Below are 19,705 nucleotides of genomic sequence, written 5' to 3' on the forward strand. Positions count from 1 at the left end.
ATGAGTGCTCTCCACGAAAACAAACCATCTATGATGGATATTTTTGTCAACAGACCAGTGCTTGCGATAGTCCTCTCTCTACTGATAGTGTTAGCGGGCTTGAATTCAGCATTTAACATTTCTGTGCAACAGTACCCTCAAATCGAAAGTGCATCTTTAGAGATAAATACAACCTATACAGGGGCTTCCGCGGAGATAGTCAAAGGTTATGTAACTGAGCCCATAGAACGTGTCGCTTCAACAGTACCAGGTGTAGACTATGTTGACTCCCAAACACTCTCGGGAAGCAGCAAAGTAACGGCTTGGTTACAGCTAAATCATCCGACAACAGAGGCTCTTGCTGAGCTTAACACTCGTTTAAGCCAGATTAAGTTTGAGTTGCCTCAAGGTGCAGAAGATCCGTCCGTGTCAGTTGTTAGAACAGACAGCCCGTATGCACTTTTCTATCTGAATGTGCATTCTGACAGCCTGTCACGAAATCAACTCACGGACTACCTTGCTCGCAATATCAACCCGGTAATCAGCGATATTCCGGGCGTACAGAAAGTGACACTTGAAGGTGGAAGAAATCCAGCGATGCGCGTTTGGATAGATTCTGACAAATTAGCGGTATTCAATCTTAGTGCCTCAGATGTATTTAACGCATTAGAGACCAACAATACCATCGCAACGTTAGGTTACAGCGAGAACTCACGTCAACGAATCGATTTGCTTGCCAACACTACATTGCAAACCGTTGAAGACTTTCAACAATTAGTCATAAAAGATGAAGATGGCGCTACCATTCGTCTTGCCGATGTTGCAACAGTTGAACTGGGAGAGGAAGAAGGCTTTGTTACTGCGAGATTAGATCATCAAGATACAATATTCCTCGCCGTTTGGCCGCTGCCGGGTTCGAACGAAATCGATATAGGCGATGCGCTATACAAAAAGTTAGATCAAGTAAATGCTTCGCTACCTAAGGGCACTGCTATTGATATTGGCTATGACGGTACCCTATACATGCGTGACGCCATCCAAGAAATATTCTCAACCTTGATAGAAACCGTGTTACTCGTTGGTATTGTCGTCTTGGCAATGATGGGGTCATGGCGAACGGCCTTGGTGCCACTTGTCACCATTCCTATTTCAATACTTGGCGCTATCGCCGTTATGTCAGTGATGGGCTTCTCGTTAAACCTGTTAACTATTCTAGCTATAGTGTTGTCTGTTGGATTGGTGGTAGATGATGCAATTGTTGTTGTGGAAAATGTTGCCCGCCATATGCGTGAGGGTAAATCACGTTTCCATGCAGCGTTAATTAGCTCAAGACAGTTATTGGTGCCAGTTGTTGCTATGACGTTAACACTCGCTGCTGTGTACGCACCGATTGGTTTTTTGTCAGGATTAACAGGCTACCTGTTTAGAGAGTTTGCTTTTACTCTCGCTGTAGCAGTGCTTATTTCTGGTGTGGTGGCAGTCACATTATCACCCATTATGAGTGCCTACGTTTCTCCAAAAGGTGGAAAGGAAGAAAAACTAACCACCAAAGTAAACGGTGTATTTGACCGCCTACAAAACTTTTATCTAAAAGCTCTCGACCGAATTTTTGCGTGGAAAGCCCAAGTAATTTTCGTCGCCCTTATTTTCTCTTTATTGGTTGTGCCCTTTTACCTGTTTTCTCAAAAAGAGCTTGCCCCTGTCGAAGATCAAAACAGTATCAATGTTGTCGTAGAAGCCCCACCGGAGTCATCACTGAGCTATACAGCGAAAAATATGAATCAGGCAGTAGATACGTTAAAAACTACAGATGGTGGAAAGTTTGTTTGGCAAATCGTGACGAAAAATGCAGGTTTTGGTGGTATTGAACTGACAAAATATGAAGATCGCGAGAAGAGTGTGCATGAGTCCTTACCTGAACTTTACGGTAAGCTAGGACAGGTTTCTGAGCTCAAACTTCTGCCTGTATTACCCGCAGCATTGCCTACTGCCGGTCAGTTTGATGTTGAAGTAGTCATTCGTACCAGCGATGACTACCAAGCCATGCAAGCGTTTGCTCAACAAATTATTGGTAAGGCCTATCAATCAGGTAACTTTATGTTTGTTGACACTGACTTGAAAATTGATTTACCACAATCAGAGTTGCTGATAGACAAAGGGCTTGTCGCAGACTTAGGGCTTAATTTAGCAGACGTCAACGACCAACTAAGCGTTTTATTGTCTAACAACTATGTCAATCGCTACAACGACAAAGGTAAGGCATACCGCGTTATTCCGGTAGTCGATGGCTTACAAAAATTTAATCCTGAAGATATTTTGGACATGCAAATAGCAACGCCTTCTGGTGAGCTAATTAAAGTATCTAGCTTTGCGGAAATCAAAGCCGTTACAGCACCACGTGTATTAGGTTCATTTAACCAACAAAAGTCTTTCAGAATTTTTGGTGGTATTTTACCGCACGTCACCAAAGAGCAGGCATTAAGTAGTATTGAATCAATAGCATCAGAGCTATTACCAAGTAACTATTCTATAGATTATGCAGGAGAGTCGCGTCAACTTCGTAAAGAAGGTAATACTATGGTGGGTGTGTTATTGGTTTCTATGGTGGTCGTGTACTTCGTATTGACCATTCAGTTTAATAGCTTCCGTGATCCATTAGTGGTGTTACTTGGTTGCGCACCACTTGCCCTCTCAGGCGCATTAATGCTGGCATTTATTGGGCTTACTTCAATCAATATCTATTCTCAAATTGGCCTCATTACATTGATTGGTCTCATTGCGAAGAATGGTATTTTGATAGTTGAATTTGCAAATCATATGCAGCTTCAAGGCTATAACAAACTTGACGCAGTCAAAGAGTCTGCGAAAACCCGACTTCGCCCTATTTTGATGACAACTGCAGCGACGGTGCTAGGTCACTTCCCACTTGTTCTTGTTACCGGTGCAGGTGCTGAATCTCGCAACAGTATCGGTATCATACTCGTCGCTGGTATGTTAATAGGAACATTCTTTACTTTAATTGTACTGCCTATTTTGTACACATGGTTTGCAAAAGACCATCGTAATGAAGTAACAACGGAGCAAAAAGCAGCGAATCAAGAAACACCCATTTTGGCTGAAGTTAGTTAGATTTCAATTAGCGACTAATTAAGTCAATTGGACTAAAACAATATTCGATATGTGCGCCCTGCTTGCTAGGCTTTACCAGAAAGCTTCCATGCAGGGCGTTTGTCGCTAGATTATGACAAATAGCCAATCCCAAACCTTTAGAGCCGCTTGCACGATTAGTCGTGTAAAAAGGTTCAATAACTTTGCTAACTGAATCGGGGCTTATACCAATACCATTATCTTTGTATACAACTTTAAATGTGGTTTGATCAATTTTTGAAATGGTAATATTGATTGTATTTCCCTCGCTCTGCATAAAGCCATGTTGCACACTGTTATTGACGAGTCCTGTCAATATTTGCGCATGATATCCAGGGTACGTGTTGACAATTTCATCGCAGCTCTCAATAGCAACATTGACATTCTTTTGCTTTAACAGTGGCGTAAGTGTTGAGATAACGCGGCGATAGTATGGGTGAAGTGCAATTTGCGCTGACTTAATGTCCATTTGCTCGGCGGCAGTACGTTTAAAGTCATCGACCAGCTCTTTTGAACGGTACAAATTATGCTCAATCAGCGGTACGGTTGACGACACGCTCTCCAGAAACACATCGAGATCACTGCGTGATATACCGCCATTGTCGAGCTTTGACTTGAAATTTTGATATTTTTCTTTCAACACACTCGTCGCGGTGATAGATACTCCTAGAGGTGTATTCACTTCATGCGCAACCCCCGATATCATGCCGCCAAGCGCCGCTAACTTCTCCGATTCAATTAATAGGTCATGCGCGTTTCTCAGATCTTCAACCGTTTGCGCTAGTTCTGCTGTTCGCTCTTCAACTTTTTTATCTAGTACATGATTTAAGTGTTGCAGGTTTGTTTCATGTTTTTGGCGTTCAAACTCTCCCGCAATGCGTCCGGAAAACAATTCAAAGAGTGCTTGTGTAAGCTCTTCATCTTTAATTGGGCGTTGATACAACGCAACGACCAACCCCATGACATGCCCTTGATTATCATGTAATGGTGCCCCTAAATATCCAGAAATCCCCATATCAATAAGTAACTGGTCTTGAGGAAAATGAGCGGTTACCCCGTCTCGATACAGGCACAAACTGTCGTTGGCAACATCCTCACAAGGAGTATGCTGTAAAGCGTATTCAAAATTTTCAAGTAATTTGCCCTTTGAAACCAAGGTAACGGTTTGTGAAACACGTTTTTCTAAATCAAGTTTCGCGATAAAGGTATAGTCAGAGCCAATCACTTTATCTAACGCAAGCGTTATCTTTTGGAAAAAGTCATCTCCATAACAGTGCGAAATTTCTTGCGCTATTTCAGCGAGTACCTGTTGCATGGAGTGCTACTCAGGATCAGGGTGATTGGCTCTAATAGCGACGAAATCTTGGTAATGCTCAAACAATAAATCGACCAGTTTCGGCTCAAACTTCACACCACGCTGCGCGGTAATAAAGTCTTTAATATCATTCTCCTGCCACTTTTCTTTGTAGCAACGCTTAGAGCCCAATGCATCGAATACATCTGCAATAGCCATAATGCGTGCTTCAAGTGGAATCTCTTCTCCTTTAAGCCCATCTGGGTAACCCGAGCCGTCCCAGTTCTCATGATGATAATGTGCCAAGCGAGAGCCTAATTTAGAAATACTTGCTGTTGACTTCGATAACAGCTCACTACCTACGGCAGCGTGTGTTTTCATAATTTCCCACTCCTCTTCATCTAACCTTCCAGGCTTATTCAAAATACGCTCTGGAATAGCAATTTTACCGATATCGTGGAGAGGTGCTGCTAATTTAAGCGCATCAATATATTGTTCACTCAAACCAAGCTTTTGACCAAACAACTCACAAATAAGAGCAACACGTTGAACATGTGCACCCGTTTCTTGGCTTTTTGCTTCAATAGCTTCGCCAACAATATATAGCAACTCTTTTTGCGTGCGCTCTACTTCGTGCTGACGTGTTAGCCCTTCTAGAATAAGTGCAACATTTGTCGCATAAAGCTCTGCTAAATTAGCCTTAAAATGCTCAACATCATTTTCAAACTCTATGTAAAGCACACTGGCCGAATTACTGGTTGTTTCGTAATAGCCAATAAAGCATGACTCATCTGAGTAATGCGTTTTTCGTACAAACGTTTCTTCAATCAGTTTTTTAACGTTTGAATCTATTTGTGAAGATTCAAGACTGTCAGACTCAGATACATATTTGCCAGTGCAGGCTATGATCATATTTGTCATTTGTTGATCGAAGTCGATTTGATTGCGAGCAATGTAAAGTGCAGAGCTTTCTACGTTCATCAATGACAGCAAGTGATTTAAGGCAGCAGACCCAAAGGACCGGAGATGATTAATGCGCAGTAAGTCGTGAGTCGCTGAAATCAGCTTTTTGAACGCATCGAGACTACGTTGAATCGTCATGATGTCCCGATATGCTCGTATGCCAGCGTAGACAGTGGTAACCATTTTGCCAGATGTGAAATCTGTTTTTTCTTTATAGTCGTTTATATCAAAGTCTTTAATAACACGTGCTTCAGGAGCACTACCCGCCTGCCCTGTGCGTAAAACCAATCGGATAGCCTGATTCTTTAAATCGTTTCGAATCCATTCTACAAGCTCTAACCCAGCATGGTCTGTTTCCATCACAACATCGATAAATGCAATGGCAAACGAATCGTCTTTGGCCAACAGTTCTCGGGCTTCGATAGAGGAATATGCAGAAATTAGCTCTAGTTTTCTCCCTTCAATTTCGGCATCAGCGAGCACAAGACGAGTGACCTGGTGAACAGATTCATCATCATCAACAATTAAAATACGCCAAAACTTTTGTGCTTGTTTTGGCTTGGTTTCTTCTAACTTGCTGTCTTCTTCCTTAAAAATGAATGTATTCATCGCTACCAGCACACCACCCAATAATGAATATAAGTGTAATATACACTGTCACAGTTTGCGTAAAAATACATTAAAAATTAACGCAGTAGCGACAAAAAAGGCGCCATAATGGCGCCTTTCTGATGGTAACTATTTTCTTAGTAGAATTGCGATACAACCGAGTCGACGATTAACTTGATCGTTGCTTTTGGATCTTCTTTGTCGGACTCTCGCACGCGCTTAACTGCAACACCGTGCCAAGCTGGTTGTTTACTGGCTACATCAAATACGTCTACTGCAAGCTTTCCTTCAGTATATGAACGTACACGCGTTTCAGTACCATAAGCTACCCCATAGTGAGGGCCGTAGTAACCATGGCCCCATCCAAAACCAGTTCTATAGGCAGTTGGGAAAGAATCTACTTTGATTTTGTCTCGACTACCTACCGTATAGCTAATAGCAAAGTCAGCTTTCTCAGGAGCGTCAACTAGTTGATAACCTTTGGCAGTGAATGCAGCCTCGATAGCATCATCAATACGTATTTTCATCACCGGATTCATGTCAGCCGGCGCCGCTAAAATTTTCGTTTCTTTTAACCACGCAAATGTTTTGTATTGTGATGTGTTGACCTGTTCATTCTTGTCAAAATCAACTTTAGGTGCGCTTGTCGATGCACAACCGACGATGATAGAAAATAACGCGACTATCGAAAATAATCTGGACTTGTTCATCACTTTACCCCTGTGAAATTATCAACTCTTCAAATATAGACCGAGCATAAGCTATTTTAATTTACCGGTCTGTTACAAATTGTGATGCCGACTATCAGCTTCACAATACCTATACTGGCTATTTCTAAAACGAATATAACCTTGGCCTAGTTCACTCAATCAATATAGGTGTTTTGGCGCTAAGAAACGAGATAAATTTAAATTAATTAACGATTTACAACAGAAAAACAATAATTAATAAAGATAAAAGTAGTTCATGTAAAAAATGTGAATTCAAATTCAAACCTAGAATATTGGTACCAATGTCAATACTTATGGTTTTTTGGAATTTTATATTTTAGTTAACTTTGTATTTAAAGGTTGACATGCTTTGCTAAACCCCTTAAAACTTAAGCAACTCAAACGAAAAGAATAAACAAATGAACACAGTTTTAAACCTCAACGTCGTGCTCGTGGTCGTGGTGATTGTCAAATCTCTGCGGGGTTGGTGCTGTGTTTAAGAAAAAGTAAGTTAAGAACCAATAAAACCCCCGCTCTGAAAAGACCGGGGGTTTTTTATTTTCGAATTAATAGTTAGGAATTTTAAGGGCTAATCATGACAACGGAATTATATACCGGCGCAGAAATGGTGGTAAAAGCACTATCCGCGTTAAAGGTAAAATATATCTTTGGCTACCCAGGTGGCTCCGTATTGGATATTTACGATGCTATCTTCAATCAAGAAGATGTAGAACACATTCTTGTCCGACACGAACAAGCAGCCACACACATGGCAGATGGTTATACGCGTGCCACAGGTGAAGTTGGGGTTGTGCTTGCCACGTCAGGCCCTGGTGCAACCAACTGTGTTACAGGTATTGCTACAGCATACATGGATTCAATCCCTATGGTTGTGCTAGCAGGTCAGGTAGCCACGAGTATGATTGGTGACGATGCGTTCCAAGAGACTGACATCATCGGCTGCTCTCGCCCTATTGTGAAACACAGCTACAATTGTCGCCGACTTGAAGATATTCCTAATATCATTGCCAAAGCATTCTATTTAGCAAAAACAGGGCGACCTGGCCCCGTTGTAGTAGAGCTACCTAAAGATATGTTGATACCGCAAAACAAAGGCGAATTTCATATCGAAACAGATGTCAAAATGCGCTCTTATAACCCATCGGCAAAAGGTCATCCTAAACAGATTAAAAAAGCAGTGAAAACCATCAAAGAAGCGAAAAAGTTGGTGGTTTATACGGGGGGCGGTATCGTTTTAGCGGATGCATCAGAGTTATTAACCAAACTGGTTGAGAGACTAAATGCCCCAATCACCAACACGTTAATGGGATTGGGCGGCATTTCGGGGCTTCATCCTAATTTTATTGGCATGCTTGGCATGCACGGCAGTGTAGAAGCAAACAAAGCGATGGCAAATGCCGATGTAATATTAGCCTTGGGCGCACGGTTTGATGATCGCGTTACTAACAACGTCAAAAAGTTCTGCCCAGATGCAACGATTATTCATGTAGATATTGACCCTACTTCGATTTCTAAAACGATAAATGCACACGTTCCCGTGGTTGGTTTAGTCGATAAAGTGATGCAACAACTGCTAGAAGAGCTCGATGCAACAGACTACCAGCCAGATCAAGCGAACTTAGATTCGTGGTGGGCAGAAATAAATGAGTGGCGAAAGCTAAACAGCTTCAGCTACCAAAAAGATGATGTAAAAATTAAGCCGCAGCAAGTTGTGGAAGCTATGTATGAATATACAAATGGCGAAGCCTATGTTTGTTCAGATGTAGGCCAACATCAAATGTTTGCTGCGCAGTACTATCCATTTGCTAAACCAAGGCAATGGATCAATTCAGGCGGCTTGGGCACCATGGGTTTTGGCTTACCTGCAGCGATGGGGGCAAAGATTGCTTTTCCTGACGCGCACGTTATCTGTATAACCGGTGATGGTTCCATTCAAATGAACATACAAGAATTATCAACTTGTCTGCAATATAACCTTCCTGTCGTTATCGTGTCGCTCAACAATCGCTCGTTGGGGATGGTTCGACAGTGGCAAGACATGATCTATGGTGGTCGTCACTCCTCCTCTTACATGGAATCACTGCCTGACTTTGTAAAATTGGCGGAGTCTTATGGCCATGTAGGTATTCAAATCAACCATGTTAATGAGTTACAAGAAAAAATGAAGGAAGCGTTCAGCATTCGCAATCGACTGGTATTTGTTGATGTATTGGTAGACGAGACAGAGCATGTTTATCCGATGCAAGTGCGCCATGGCGCAGTAGACGACATGTGGATTAGAAAAGGAGAAAAAGCATAATGCGTCGTATATTAGCTATTTTATTGGAAAACGAGCCAGGAAGTTTGTCGCGCATTGTAGGTCTTTTCTCTCAACGTGCTTTCAATATTGAAAGCCTAACCGTTGCCCCAACTGAAGACACCAGCCTGTCGCGTATCACTATCGCAACAACGGGTGACGACAAGGTACTTGAGCAAATTGTTAAGCAGGTAAACAAGTTGGTAGATGTGATCAAAATCACTGACTTAACAGAGCGAAGCCATGTTGAGAGAGAATTGCTACTCATTAAGCTGTTAGCCATGAATGACAAATCACGCACTGAGGTAAAGCGCATTACTGATATTTTCAGAGGATCAATTATTGATATCGGAAAGCAGGTATACACAGTTCAATTAACCGGTGATGCAGATAAGCTCAATGCATTTATTGACGCAGTGTCGAATGAAACAGAAGTCATTGAATCTGTTCGCTCTGGCACAGTAGGCATTGCGCGGGGTGAAAAAGCGCTTCGCGTTTAGCACAAGTGACACCGCGTAAAAAGCCACCTTTACTGGTGGCTTTTTTATGCAGATTACAAATTAAGACAAAGTCTTTACTTTGTAACTAAACTTTATTCGCTATACTAAAAACCAATCATAAAACAAGATGTTAATAGGACGATACGCAATGAAATCAATTTGGGCTGGACTCCTTTGTTTACTGATAGTTACCTTACCAGCAAAAGCATCTGACTTAACCATGGCATCTATTGATTCTCTAAAAGAACAAGAAATAGCTCGCATTGTGGTACCACAACTTTTTGCCCGCATTCCAGTATCAATTTCTGTGCAGCCACTACCCGCCAATAGAGCACTAGTCGATGCGATCTCAGGCCGCGTAGATGGCGAAATAATGCGTATTCACTCTTATGGCGAAAACAACAGAAATGTTGAGCGGGTAATGACACCCTACTACCAGTTGCGCACGGCCGCGTTTATTCGTGTAGACAGTGACATAAAAATACGTTCAACCTATAACTTGTCAAATTACAAAGTAGGTAAGGTTGCAGGGGTCCAGCACACTATAGATATCACCAAAGGACTTGTACGCGTCTATGACAGCCCAAATACAGCTAAACTTTTCCAAGATTTAGCTGCTGGCAAAATAGACGTAGCCTTAACTAACCTAGCTGACGGTATGCCATACGTGCAGAAGAATACCAAAGAAAACGGTATTGTCGTTGCGCACAGTAATTTAGCGACCCATAATTTATATGTCTATTTGAATAAGAAACATCAGGACATCGGTCTACAACTTAACAGAGTTATCACTGAGTTAAAGCGCACAGGTGAACTTAGCCAAATGGTTCAACAAGCAGAAGAGCTAGTTTATATTGCTGACTGATGAGTAGTATGAGGGAGAGATAGGCATGGAACTCGTTTTTAGTCACGAAAACCTCATGATTGTCACCAATATGAAAAATATTCTTGAGCAACACCGCATCGAGGTATTACTTAAAAATGAATTCGCCAGTGGTGGTATGGGCGAGTTACCAGTATTTGATACTTGGGCAGAGATATGGGTGATCGACGAAAACCAGTTTTCTATTGCGCAACACTTGGTGAAAGAGGCACAACAACGCCAAGGTGATTCCGATTGGTTCTGCCAACAATGCAAAGAGCCTAACGATCCTTCCTTTGAATTTTGTTGGCATTGTCAGTACCCTGCGCCCGCAATCAACAACTCATGAATGGTGTTACTTTCCTTGAGTGTAATGATAAAAAGCTATGGCAACCTTTTTACAAAGCACAAAAATATCGGGCAACATTAAAAGGATATGATCGCGTTTTTGCAGCCTATCTTTCCGGTTCTCTAATCGCCTGTGTTATTACTAGCCGACTTTTTAAAAATAGTCCTCACCTACTCTTACATGGGCTAGTCGTTGCAACCAATCATCAACACAAAGGAGTTGGACATCACTTAACACGCTACGCACTGCAGCAAGTTTCTGAAGAACCAGACATTAAAGATATCACTTGCTTCTGTGATGCAGCGTTGGCAGGGTTCTATCATGCTCTTGGCTTTGAGCCAATCTTACCTAGCAATTTAACCACAGAACTAACCGGAAGATTCAAAACCTATCAGCGTTACCAAGCATCGTTGGTTGCCTTGCAGCTAAACTTGCAATAAGCCTCTAAAGCGCTTCTGCAAAATTAGCTAAAGTGCTCAGCCAATAGCTGTTTAACTTTAACCAAACCAGACGATGCAGGTTCTGCAATAACCGTTAAATCATCCAATACACTCACTGCTTCATTTACCGCAGGGCGTTTATCAACATAATAAATTGGGCACCCAGGTGATGCATATTGCGCTAGACTTGCCGCTGGGTATACCTGCATAGATGTACCCACGATGATTATGGCATCAGCGTCGATTACTTCCGGAATAGCCACTTCTAGCATAGGTACCATTTCGCCAAACCAGACGATAGCAGGTCTTATTTGGCTGCCTAAATCGCACAAGTCACCAAGATTGATATCAGTTTGGCAATTGTAGACAAGCGTTGAATCTGCACTGCTTTGTGATTTAAGCAGTTCACCATGAAGATGAATAACATCTTTGCTTCCGGCTCTTTCATGCAAGTCGTCAACGTTTTGAGTCACGACAGTAACGTTATATATGCGCTGTAGCTCAACTAATAATTGATGTCCCGCGTTTGGTTCAACCTCAAGCAACTGGGCTCGCCGCTGATTATAAAAGTCGAGCACTAAGCTAGGATTTGCCTGCCAACCCTCTACTGAGGCTACAGTCATCACATCATGCCCCTCCCATAGGCCGTCAGCATCCCGGAATGTTTGTAAACCACTTTCAGCACTCATTCCTGCGCCGCTCAACACAACAACTTTTTTCATAACGCCCCCAGTTTTCTTCATCTTTTGATTCTACTCGATACCGCTTCAATTGAGGTACTTTATTTAGGACAAAAAAAAGCCCCTACATGCTGGGGCTAAACCATAATGGTTTCAAGGGCAGTAGCTAAACGCTACTGCCTAGTGCGTCTAACTAAAAACGCTGCGGGAAGTAACGCTAACAATAATGTTGTTGGCGCAGGTACTTGCACAGTGTTGCCCAGTGTTAAAGAGCTACCCTGTGTTTGTAAACCATTGAAAGATGCGCTTGTGCTGTCCGTCAAAGCAACGTTCGAAAAGCCAAAATTTGCTTGACCCTCGGCTAGCACCTCAAACGACACTGTTGCCAATACAAATGATGACAATAAAGATTGTTCAAATGCTAAAACAAAGCCAGGTAAAAAAGACAATTCGCTTATAAAAGCACTAGTACCCAAATCGAAACTCGTTTGAATACTCATCCCTGCATTTTGGTCAAGCTGGTTACCAAATGAGATACCTGCAAGCGACAATAACGTATTGTCGAAATCTAGGTTTAAGTTGAAGCCTGCGACTTCGCGTTGAAACCCTGCTACAAGTTCGATATCTGACACGACAATTTCAGCGGTTACTGTGTCGCCAACATTGTACAGTTGCTCATCGATATTGAGTGATAATAGTGTTGCTTGCGCATTTAAAGACAGCATCAAGCCTAAAGTCATAAGTAATTTTTTCATTGTTATTCCTGTTTATTCCGTAGCACAGCCTGCACGAGTGCAGCGTTGCATTAAAGCGCGCGCGTCAGAAATATTTACTGCGCCGTCATTGTTAAAATCATGTTCGTTAACATCGGTTTGGTTAGTATAAATAAGTGTTACCAATACACGGATGTCATTCATATCAACGTCTTCGTCTCCGTCTAAGTCACCTAACAAGGCTTCTATAGCACTGCTCAGAGACATCGATACAACAACTGGATCGTGGTCTGATGCACGATAAGCATCACTGCCATAGTAATCGGTTAGTTGATCTGTCGACTTAAACTCTACGTTGTAATCGAAGGCACGCGGCTCATCGGCATTAATATGCCATGCTGTTGCAGAGTTGATTTGAGTAGCTAGAGATGTAGACGCTAAAGCATGGTCTAGGTAACCCATTTCACCACCAAAAGCGTAAGTGTATGCGGTAGGACCCGCAAACGTTGATAGCAAGTTTTGGTAGCCAGCACCTACAATAGTCGTGATTGGATCTTCCATACCGTAGGCATTTAAATCACCAATAATGAGTATATCGTCATCTTCTACGCCGGTAGGATACGTGCTTAACCATGACGTTAACGCGCTCGCAGCTTGCGTACGCAGCTCATTCCAACAACCTTGACCGTCACCTAAGTCAGCATTATTGCCCGATGCACTTCCACAGCTTCCTTTCGATTTAAAGTGATTAACTGCTACCGTAAACTGTTCACCAGTCGCTACGTCAGTGAACGACTGCACAAGTGGTTGGCGATTACCAAAATCAAATGGCGAGTTGTTCGTTGTTACCGCGCTGCCTGCCAATGAAACTTTTGCAGGCTTGTAAAGCAACCCTACGGTAATGTCGTCAGAACCAATGCCAGCTGTTTCCATATTCACATAAGCATAGGTGTTTTGCCCTAGTGCTTGATTTAACAAATCTGTCAACTCTGCAATAGCAGATTCAGCACCAAAGCCATCGTTTTCAATTTCCATCAAACCAACAACATCTGCATTGATTTCGCTCAACGCTGCGACAATTTTTGCTTGCTGACGCTCAAACTCTTCAAATGTGTCTGCGCCACGTGAAGTTGGGAAGCCAGCGCCTTGTCCATCACCATTAAAGAAGTTAAGTACGTTAAAGCTTGCCACGGTAACATCGCCAGCTGCCACGTCCATAGATAATGGTGTACGAGGATTAGTTGATGTAAATGTTGGCGCAGATACTGGGTATACCTGATAGTTGCTAAATGCAAAATCAAGACTACCAGCTAAACCAGTAACTTGGTCACCCAGTCGAACAGTATTATTGTAAGATAACTGAGGTGCTGGATATGGCACTACATCAGGGTTTTGTTGACTATTCATGTCATCAATCAAAATACGGTTACGCGCGTTTTGATCTGCCATTGCTATCGCTTGAGCGCTATTAGGCGCAAACACATTGGTTGGCTTCAATAATCGACCATTTGAAACTTGCATCTGGCCGTAACGAGCCAAGTTGTATGTGTCAGTTACTGATAATGCTTGTGGGAAACTGACGTACATCCCCTCTAAAGACTCAAGGTTTGATAATGCGTCTACAGGTAATGTTAGCGTAACAGCTTCCACTGCCTCACCTTGTCCGCAGTCTATTGCTGTATCGGTCAATGAAAGTTGAGTGCGATTGTAGAATTCACTTACGTCACCACGAACACGCATTACCTGGCCAACTTGAGGCGCTGCCGTTTGATTATTGATGTAAACGAAAATACCTTCTGATGTCGTCGCATCAGCATCAACATCACCTTCCTCTTCTTGCATAAAGAAGCCTGACAGCCCAGGCACTACATTAGTAACAACACCCTCGATGATATGTTGCTGACCAACATAAGGCGATGCATCACTAGGACCTTGGATGGCACTGATCAACGTTGCGGTATCACCACATTGGCCGATATCAACAGGCGTTGGATCACCACCGTTGTCTCCGCCATTGTCTCCACCGTTCCCATCACTGTTATGGCTACCCAAGAAAGTGAATGTATCAGATGGATATTCATCCCACTCAACACTTGTATCAAATGTATCATCAACGATAGTATCACCTTGCGCCACCGTAGATTTGCGAACAAGTGTTTTATTTGAACCCCATGAAGAGCGCACGCCCTTTTGACCAAAGGAATCAACTACCTGCCCAGCTTTTACGATTTCAAAATAATCGTCACCGTTAAAATTGATCGCGCTGTCTTGTAGGTCTACATATGCTAACAATTCGCTATCGGAAGCAATTTGACTACTACCTATAACAAGTACATCGCCTGGTAAAATTTCACCGTTCAAGTTCAATGTACCCGTTGCAGACGTATTGCCGTTTGAGTACAACTTAAACTGATAACCGGACAAGTTAATGGCGTCAGATGTGGGGTTGTATAATTCAATCGCTTTGTTAAAGCCACTGCCTTCAACGTACTCAGAAATAATTAAGTCTGCGCCTGAAGGTGTTTCACCACCATTATCACCACCATCTTCGCCGCCTGTTGAAGCATTGGCCGTGACAGTAACATCATCAAATCGGATGTACTCACTGCCAGCACCATTGTTCAGTGTTACACGGATTACTAAGCTGTTGCCTTGCGGAATAGCTTGACTCACGGTTACGGAGCCAAAGTCATCTATCAGCGTATGATCGTCGCTGCCAAGCGCTTGCCAGTTTTCTACGCGAACAAATTCACCGCCATCAATAGCGTATTCGACGTCAGCAAAATCATCGCTTTCATGAGTACCGTCTTCTGTGATGACTAATGAAAAAACGACATCATTAAACGTTGAAATATCGATGTCTTCTGTCTGCCAAACTGATGGACCATCGACATCACGCGCTTCAAATGTTGCATTGGTCACTTTGAACCAGTCAGAGTCCGCCGTTAATGATGCACCGGAGACATCAATTGACCATTTGGTCACATCTAGCATATCTATAGTACTATTTACCGCGCCTTTGTTTTGTATTTCAGCAGCATTGAAATCTTCTTGCCAAACGGTTTCTTCCGCTATGGCTGTAGGCATCATTGCAGCTGAAGAAAAAGCAGCTAAAAGCACTGTTTTTATTGGGTTAAAAGTAAACCCTTTGTTGTTATTTGCACCTAACATAACTGTCTTAACTCCCTCATATAGGATCGTTGTGGATCTTAAATCACCACAAGTGTGATAGCTTTTTGTTAAATTTTTGTTAAAGCGGGATGAAGAATAGATTATTTTTGACCGATTGGACAGATGTTAATCAGTTTTTTAGCAAATATAGAGATATCTTCTTAACCCATTATTAACAAAGGTCATGCTTGGCCTGTATAACGAAGCCTTCTCGAATAAAAAGAAAAAAACTTACCTTTTAGTCAGAAGCTAAGAAGTTAAATTTAGGGAGCCACAAGTAAGAAAAACCATCTCCCCCAGAAATCAGCACTTTAATTTGTTGAATATCACAGTGTTAGTGAGCGTTTATAAAAATTGCGTCTATAGTAAATAGACAAGGGGGCAAATGGAGATGACCTCAATGTCTAACCCTTAATTTCTGAGGTAGAGATAACGATGGGCAATAACGTAAAACTATTTAACTATCTATTTATCGCTCTATTTATTGAAAGCATTGCATTAGCGTTCATTTACAAGACTTTTGCAGCCGCTTTCATCATCGGTTTACCCGCTTTACTCGTACCGTTATATTTTTTTAGCACTGCGCCAAATGCTGCGTTAACGCGACATATTGCCGCCATGTCGGCAATGATCTTTGCATGCCTGCATATTCACCAAACCTACGGACTGATCGAAGTCCACTTTGAAATCTTCATTTTGATGGCGTTCTTAATTATTTTTAAAGACTGGCGAGTCTTTGTCACGGCCATTGCGATAGTAGCGGTGCACCATCTCAGCTTTTACTTCATGCAAGTGAATCAGGTTGGTGTATATATTTTTGATGAAGACAGATTGATGTTTACTACGGTCATCATTCACGCGGTATATGCGCTTACTGAAGCATGCATTGCGGGTTATATGGCGAACCAGATGAAACAAGATAGCAACACGGGTGAAGAGCTTTCGCGTGTTGCTTATGCCCTTACCCATGAAGATGACGGCATTGATTTGCAGCTTAAGACTGACGCAAATGGAAACGAAACATTGATGTCATTCAACAACTTGCTTGACCTCTTAGATTCATTGATAACAGGGGTGAAGCACCAAGTGCAAGAGCTAAACACTAACGCAAACAATTTGATTACGGCAAAATCCGAACTGGAAGCCTCATCAACTGAACGACAGCTTGAAACAGAAGTTATTGCCACATCTGCGGAACAAATGGCTGTTACTGTTGCGTCCATCGCCAAGGAAACCAATCAACTAAGCGATCAAATGCAAAACGCTAATGAATTTACCAAGTCGACGAATGACGACATTTTGGAAATCAACCGTCAGAACGAAGCATTAACCCAAGCACTTGAGAACACAAGTGCACAAGTCACTGAACTTGCTAACTCTACAGACGCCATCTCAACAGTTCTTTCAGAAATTACAGGTATTGCCGATCAAACCAATCTTTTAGCTTTAAATGCCGCGATCGAAGCAGCGCGAGCAGGCGAACAAGGCCGCGGCTTTGCTGTTGTTGCAGATGAAGTTCGTGCCCTAGCCAACCGAACAAAAGAAAGTACAGATAAAATTGGTGAAACACTTGCTTTGCTGCAAAGCTATTCCCGTTCAACGACTGAATCTATGACACAAAGCATCGACGTGGTTCAGGGAGTTATTGAAACCACAGACAAAGCGCGAGAACAAATTGCGGAAGCCAGTGAGTTAGTTGAGCAAGCGAGTGCGATATCTGTGAATGTTGCTGCTGCGGTTGAACAGCAAGCGACAACAACCGACGGAATTGCACAAAGTACTGAAACACTGAGCGCGACAGTACAGTCTGATATGCAAAAAATCGATCAACTGGCTATGGAAGCAACAGCGATAGGAGAAGTTGCCCAAAACTTGGAATCAAGTATTGCGAAATTCAAGTAACCAAACAGCATCAGGGGTAACAACACTTCAAATTGCGATATGTAGTATTTGGCTGATTTTCACCATTATGGCGTTTGCTGTTTTGGTTGATGATCAGCTAGTAGAGTTTGATGGGGAAAATAAGCTTACCGAAATCACACCTAACGCACTTCAGCAGCAACTAATCGGTTTAGTTGGCTCGCCGGTTGATACTCCGGAAAACCAAGTGATTCATTTTCAACGAAATGACTGTCACTGCAACCGTGTAACGGCAACACATGTACAAAGCCTTGCAAAATTAGCCGAATCTCATGGTTTCTCTGTCAACACGGTAGAACTTGAAGACACAGAGACTATTGTTCCCTCATCCCCTGCTGTAGCCATTATCGAAAGCGGAAAACTTCTCTATTTTGGGCCATATGGCCAAGGTGTCTCTTGCTCAGAAACCTCTGGATTTGCACAAACTGTTTTTGAGAACGCGCAAAAAGGCTATAAAGATGAGATAATTATGCGACAAGCAAGTGGCTGTTATTGCGCATAGTGATTAAACAGCGCTTTACCTCGTTCTACATACATAGCTCTACAAGTGAAGGATCCCTAAAATGTGTGGTCGTATGAATGTTATTGATGATGCTGTCTGTCAATTCATTAGCAGCATGTTAGGGATCGAATTTTCCACCCTATCGAATCCTGATTTGCGTCCCACAAACACAGTTTCAACGGTTATTCGACCACCTGCTGGATTTCAACAAGTTGACGCAAGCTGGGGAATTAAACCCGATTGGTCAAATAAGTTATTAATTAACGCGCAATCAGAAACAGTTGATATCAAACCGACATTTCGCGACGCATTCGATCATAGCCGCTGTCTAGTCCCAGTAAATAGTTGGTTTGAATGGAAGGCTGAAGGAGACAAAAAACAAAAATACGAAATATCTCGCTTGGATGAATCGCCAATGTTTATGGCGGGTATTTTATATAACCCTGAACATCCTCAGCTTGTTACACTGACAGCAAAACCAACCGGTCATTGTGCCGATATACATCATCGAATACCTGTCATTGTTCAACCGGAAAATATAGCAGACTGGTTTGATACGCCAAGCCATTCGCTCATTCACTTAATGAGTAACACGCAAGAGAAAACGCTCAAAGCAGTAAAGTGTTCATAAACGGCTGCTCAATAAACGACTAGCGCGAGAGTTTTTATAGACTAACTTTAGCTAATATCGCTTTGCAGCGCTCTGAAAAATCATAGCGTTCTTTATCTGTAAGCAGAGGTCGAACAATACTTCCTCCAATCCCCACACCAGCTGCACCAGCCTCCAGCCACTCCTGTATATTGCTCTCACTTACCCCGCCTACCGGAAAGAATCTTGCTTCATTAAATGGTCCATTCACGAGAGACTTCAGGTAATTTGATCCCAATGCGCTGCTAGGGAAAAGTTTAATAATGTCAGCACCAAAGCCTAAAGCATCAGCAATTTCTGTTGGTGTTAACGCCCCCATCAGCACAGGAATGTCATTGCTGTGGGCAAGCTCTACAATATGTTGCGACGTATTAGGCGTTACTAAAAAGTCAGCGCCCGCGTCTATCGCTTGTTGAGCGATGTCGCAATCTACAACCGTGCCAGCACCAATGAGTACATTTGGGTAAGCTAGCTTGCTTTCTTTTATACCGCTTAAGTAACCTGGCGTATTACTGGTAATCTCAATAGCTTGGATACCACTATCGACCGCCTCTTTAACAACAGCGGCAATATCTTCAAACGTACCTAATCGAACGATAAGCACTACACCATGCTCCACTATCTTGGAGACCACAGTATTTCTTGAAAACTTATTGTGTTTTGGGAGCATAAACCAGATTCAAAAAATGTTTCATAAAGATTAACTAACTACACCACAATTCTGAAAGCATTTATAGCAATATCAAAGCTCTTGTTTAAAGGAGCGAAGGTGCCTGTAAACAGATTCCTCTACTTAATAAAACGACGACATACTTGAAATTGCTCAGGCGGTTATTGGTTGAAGTGTCTCTCCGATTGCGCATGTACAACTTGAAAACGCTTAAACAACCTATCGTAACC

General features: G+C 42.4%; 16 protein-coding genes. 9 read left to right on the plus strand and 7 right to left on the minus strand.

The genetic code is table 11. The features are described from left to right. Window positions 1–3,108 (plus strand): efflux RND transporter permease subunit, encoded by a 3,108-nt coding sequence (locus tag ACFSJY_RS12320; RefSeq protein ID WP_386034667.1) that lies wholly within the window; start codon window positions 1–3, stop codon window positions 3,106–3,108. A 7-nt stretch (window positions 3,109–3,115) separates the two neighbouring features. Here ACFSJY_RS12320 and ACFSJY_RS12325 read toward each other — a convergent pair whose 3' ends face one another. The 3 genes from ACFSJY_RS12325 to ACFSJY_RS12335 all read right to left on the minus strand — a co-directional run bounded on the left by ACFSJY_RS12325 (window position 3,116) and on the right by ACFSJY_RS12335 (window position 6,702). Next, entirely contained in the window at window positions 3,116–4,441 is a 1,326-nt protein-coding gene (locus tag ACFSJY_RS12325; RefSeq protein WP_386034669.1) for a GAF domain-containing sensor histidine kinase, read from the minus strand. Between the two features lie 6 nt (window positions 4,442–4,447). Continuing rightward, window positions 4,448–5,992: an HD domain-containing phosphohydrolase gene (locus ACFSJY_RS12330; RefSeq protein ID WP_386034671.1), complete on the minus strand. Its 1,545-nt coding sequence runs from the start codon at window positions 5,990–5,992 to the stop codon at window positions 4,448–4,450. Between the two features lie 137 nt (window positions 5,993–6,129). Next, window positions 6,130–6,702: a DUF4136 domain-containing protein gene (locus ACFSJY_RS12335; RefSeq protein WP_386034673.1), complete on the minus strand. Its 573-nt coding sequence runs from the start codon at window positions 6,700–6,702 to the stop codon at window positions 6,130–6,132. Between the two features lie 595 nt (window positions 6,703–7,297). Between ACFSJY_RS12335 and ACFSJY_RS12340 the strand changes: the two genes are divergently transcribed. From ACFSJY_RS12340 to ACFSJY_RS12360, 5 genes are all read left to right on the plus strand, one after another. Next, window positions 7,298–9,022 (plus strand): acetolactate synthase 3 large subunit, encoded by a 1,725-nt coding sequence (locus ACFSJY_RS12340; RefSeq protein WP_386034675.1) that lies wholly within the window; start codon window positions 7,298–7,300, stop codon window positions 9,020–9,022. Then, the gene (gene ilvN / locus ACFSJY_RS12345; protein ID WP_386034677.1) at window positions 9,022–9,519 is read left to right on the plus strand and encodes an acetolactate synthase small subunit; all 498 of its coding nucleotides are present in this window, start codon (window positions 9,022–9,024) and stop codon (window positions 9,517–9,519) included. The genes ACFSJY_RS12340 and ilvN overlap by 1 nt, the downstream gene beginning before the upstream one ends. Window positions 9,520–9,667: 148 nt before the next feature. Then, entirely contained in the window at window positions 9,668–10,384 is a 717-nt protein-coding gene (locus tag ACFSJY_RS12350) for a substrate-binding periplasmic protein (protein ID WP_386034679.1), read from the plus strand. 25 nt (window positions 10,385–10,409) lie between these two features. Beyond that, on the plus strand, window positions 10,410–10,730 hold the full coding sequence (locus ACFSJY_RS12355; protein ID WP_386034681.1) for a putative signal transducing protein: 321 nt from the start codon (window positions 10,410–10,412) through the stop codon (window positions 10,728–10,730). Further along, window positions 10,727–11,170, plus strand: a complete 444-nt coding sequence (locus ACFSJY_RS12360) for a GNAT family N-acetyltransferase (protein WP_386034683.1) — start codon at window positions 10,727–10,729, stop codon at window positions 11,168–11,170. Before ACFSJY_RS12355 ends, ACFSJY_RS12360 begins: the two co-directional genes overlap by 4 nt. A 23-nt stretch (window positions 11,171–11,193) precedes the next feature. On the opposite strand, the gene ACFSJY_RS12365 is transcribed toward ACFSJY_RS12360, so the two are convergent. The 3 genes from ACFSJY_RS12365 to ACFSJY_RS12375 all read right to left on the minus strand — a co-directional run bounded on the left by ACFSJY_RS12365 (window position 11,194) and on the right by ACFSJY_RS12375 (window position 15,734). Next, window positions 11,194–11,892 (minus strand): SIR2 family NAD-dependent protein deacylase, encoded by a 699-nt coding sequence (locus ACFSJY_RS12365; RefSeq protein ID WP_386034686.1) that lies wholly within the window; start codon window positions 11,890–11,892, stop codon window positions 11,194–11,196. Window positions 11,893–12,023: 131 nt separating this feature from the next. Beyond that, window positions 12,024–12,605 carry a cohesin domain-containing protein gene (locus ACFSJY_RS12370; RefSeq protein WP_386034688.1) on the minus strand — a complete coding sequence of 194 codons (582 nt, stop codon included), beginning with the start codon at window positions 12,603–12,605 and terminating at the stop codon, window positions 12,024–12,026. Between the two features lie 12 nt (window positions 12,606–12,617). Next, the gene (locus tag ACFSJY_RS12375; RefSeq protein ID WP_386034690.1) at window positions 12,618–15,734 is read right to left on the minus strand and encodes an ExeM/NucH family extracellular endonuclease; all 3,117 of its coding nucleotides are present in this window, start codon (window positions 15,732–15,734) and stop codon (window positions 12,618–12,620) included. A gap of 435 nt (window positions 15,735–16,169) precedes the next feature. On the opposite strand from ACFSJY_RS12375, the gene ACFSJY_RS12380 reads away from it, so the two are divergent. The 3 genes from ACFSJY_RS12380 to ACFSJY_RS12390 all read left to right on the plus strand — a co-directional run bounded on the left by ACFSJY_RS12380 (window position 16,170) and on the right by ACFSJY_RS12390 (window position 18,787). After that, the gene (locus ACFSJY_RS12380) at window positions 16,170–17,636 is read left to right on the plus strand and encodes a methyl-accepting chemotaxis protein (protein ID WP_386034692.1); all 1,467 of its coding nucleotides are present in this window, start codon (window positions 16,170–16,172) and stop codon (window positions 17,634–17,636) included. After that, a complete protein-coding gene (locus ACFSJY_RS12385) occupies window positions 17,620–18,156 on the plus strand; it encodes a DUF6436 domain-containing protein (RefSeq protein WP_386034694.1) in 537 nt (178 codons plus the stop codon). The genes ACFSJY_RS12380 and ACFSJY_RS12385 overlap by 17 nt, the downstream gene beginning before the upstream one ends. Window positions 18,157–18,217: 61 nt before the next feature. Then, on the plus strand, window positions 18,218–18,787 hold the full coding sequence (locus tag ACFSJY_RS12390; RefSeq protein ID WP_386034696.1) for an SOS response-associated peptidase: 570 nt from the start codon (window positions 18,218–18,220) through the stop codon (window positions 18,785–18,787). Between the two features lie 34 nt (window positions 18,788–18,821). Here the strand turns inward: ACFSJY_RS12390 and ACFSJY_RS12395 are convergent, their stop codons facing one another. After that, window positions 18,822–19,439 carry a bifunctional 4-hydroxy-2-oxoglutarate aldolase/2-dehydro-3-deoxy-phosphogluconate aldolase gene (locus ACFSJY_RS12395; RefSeq protein WP_386034698.1) on the minus strand — a complete coding sequence of 206 codons (618 nt, stop codon included), beginning with the start codon at window positions 19,437–19,439 and terminating at the stop codon, window positions 18,822–18,824. Window positions 19,440–19,705: the final 266 nt, after the last annotated feature.

Source organism: Thalassotalea euphylliae (assembly GCF_042682785.1).
GTDB classification, from domain to species: Bacteria; Pseudomonadota; Gammaproteobacteria; order Enterobacterales; family Alteromonadaceae; genus Thalassotalea_F; species Thalassotalea_F euphylliae.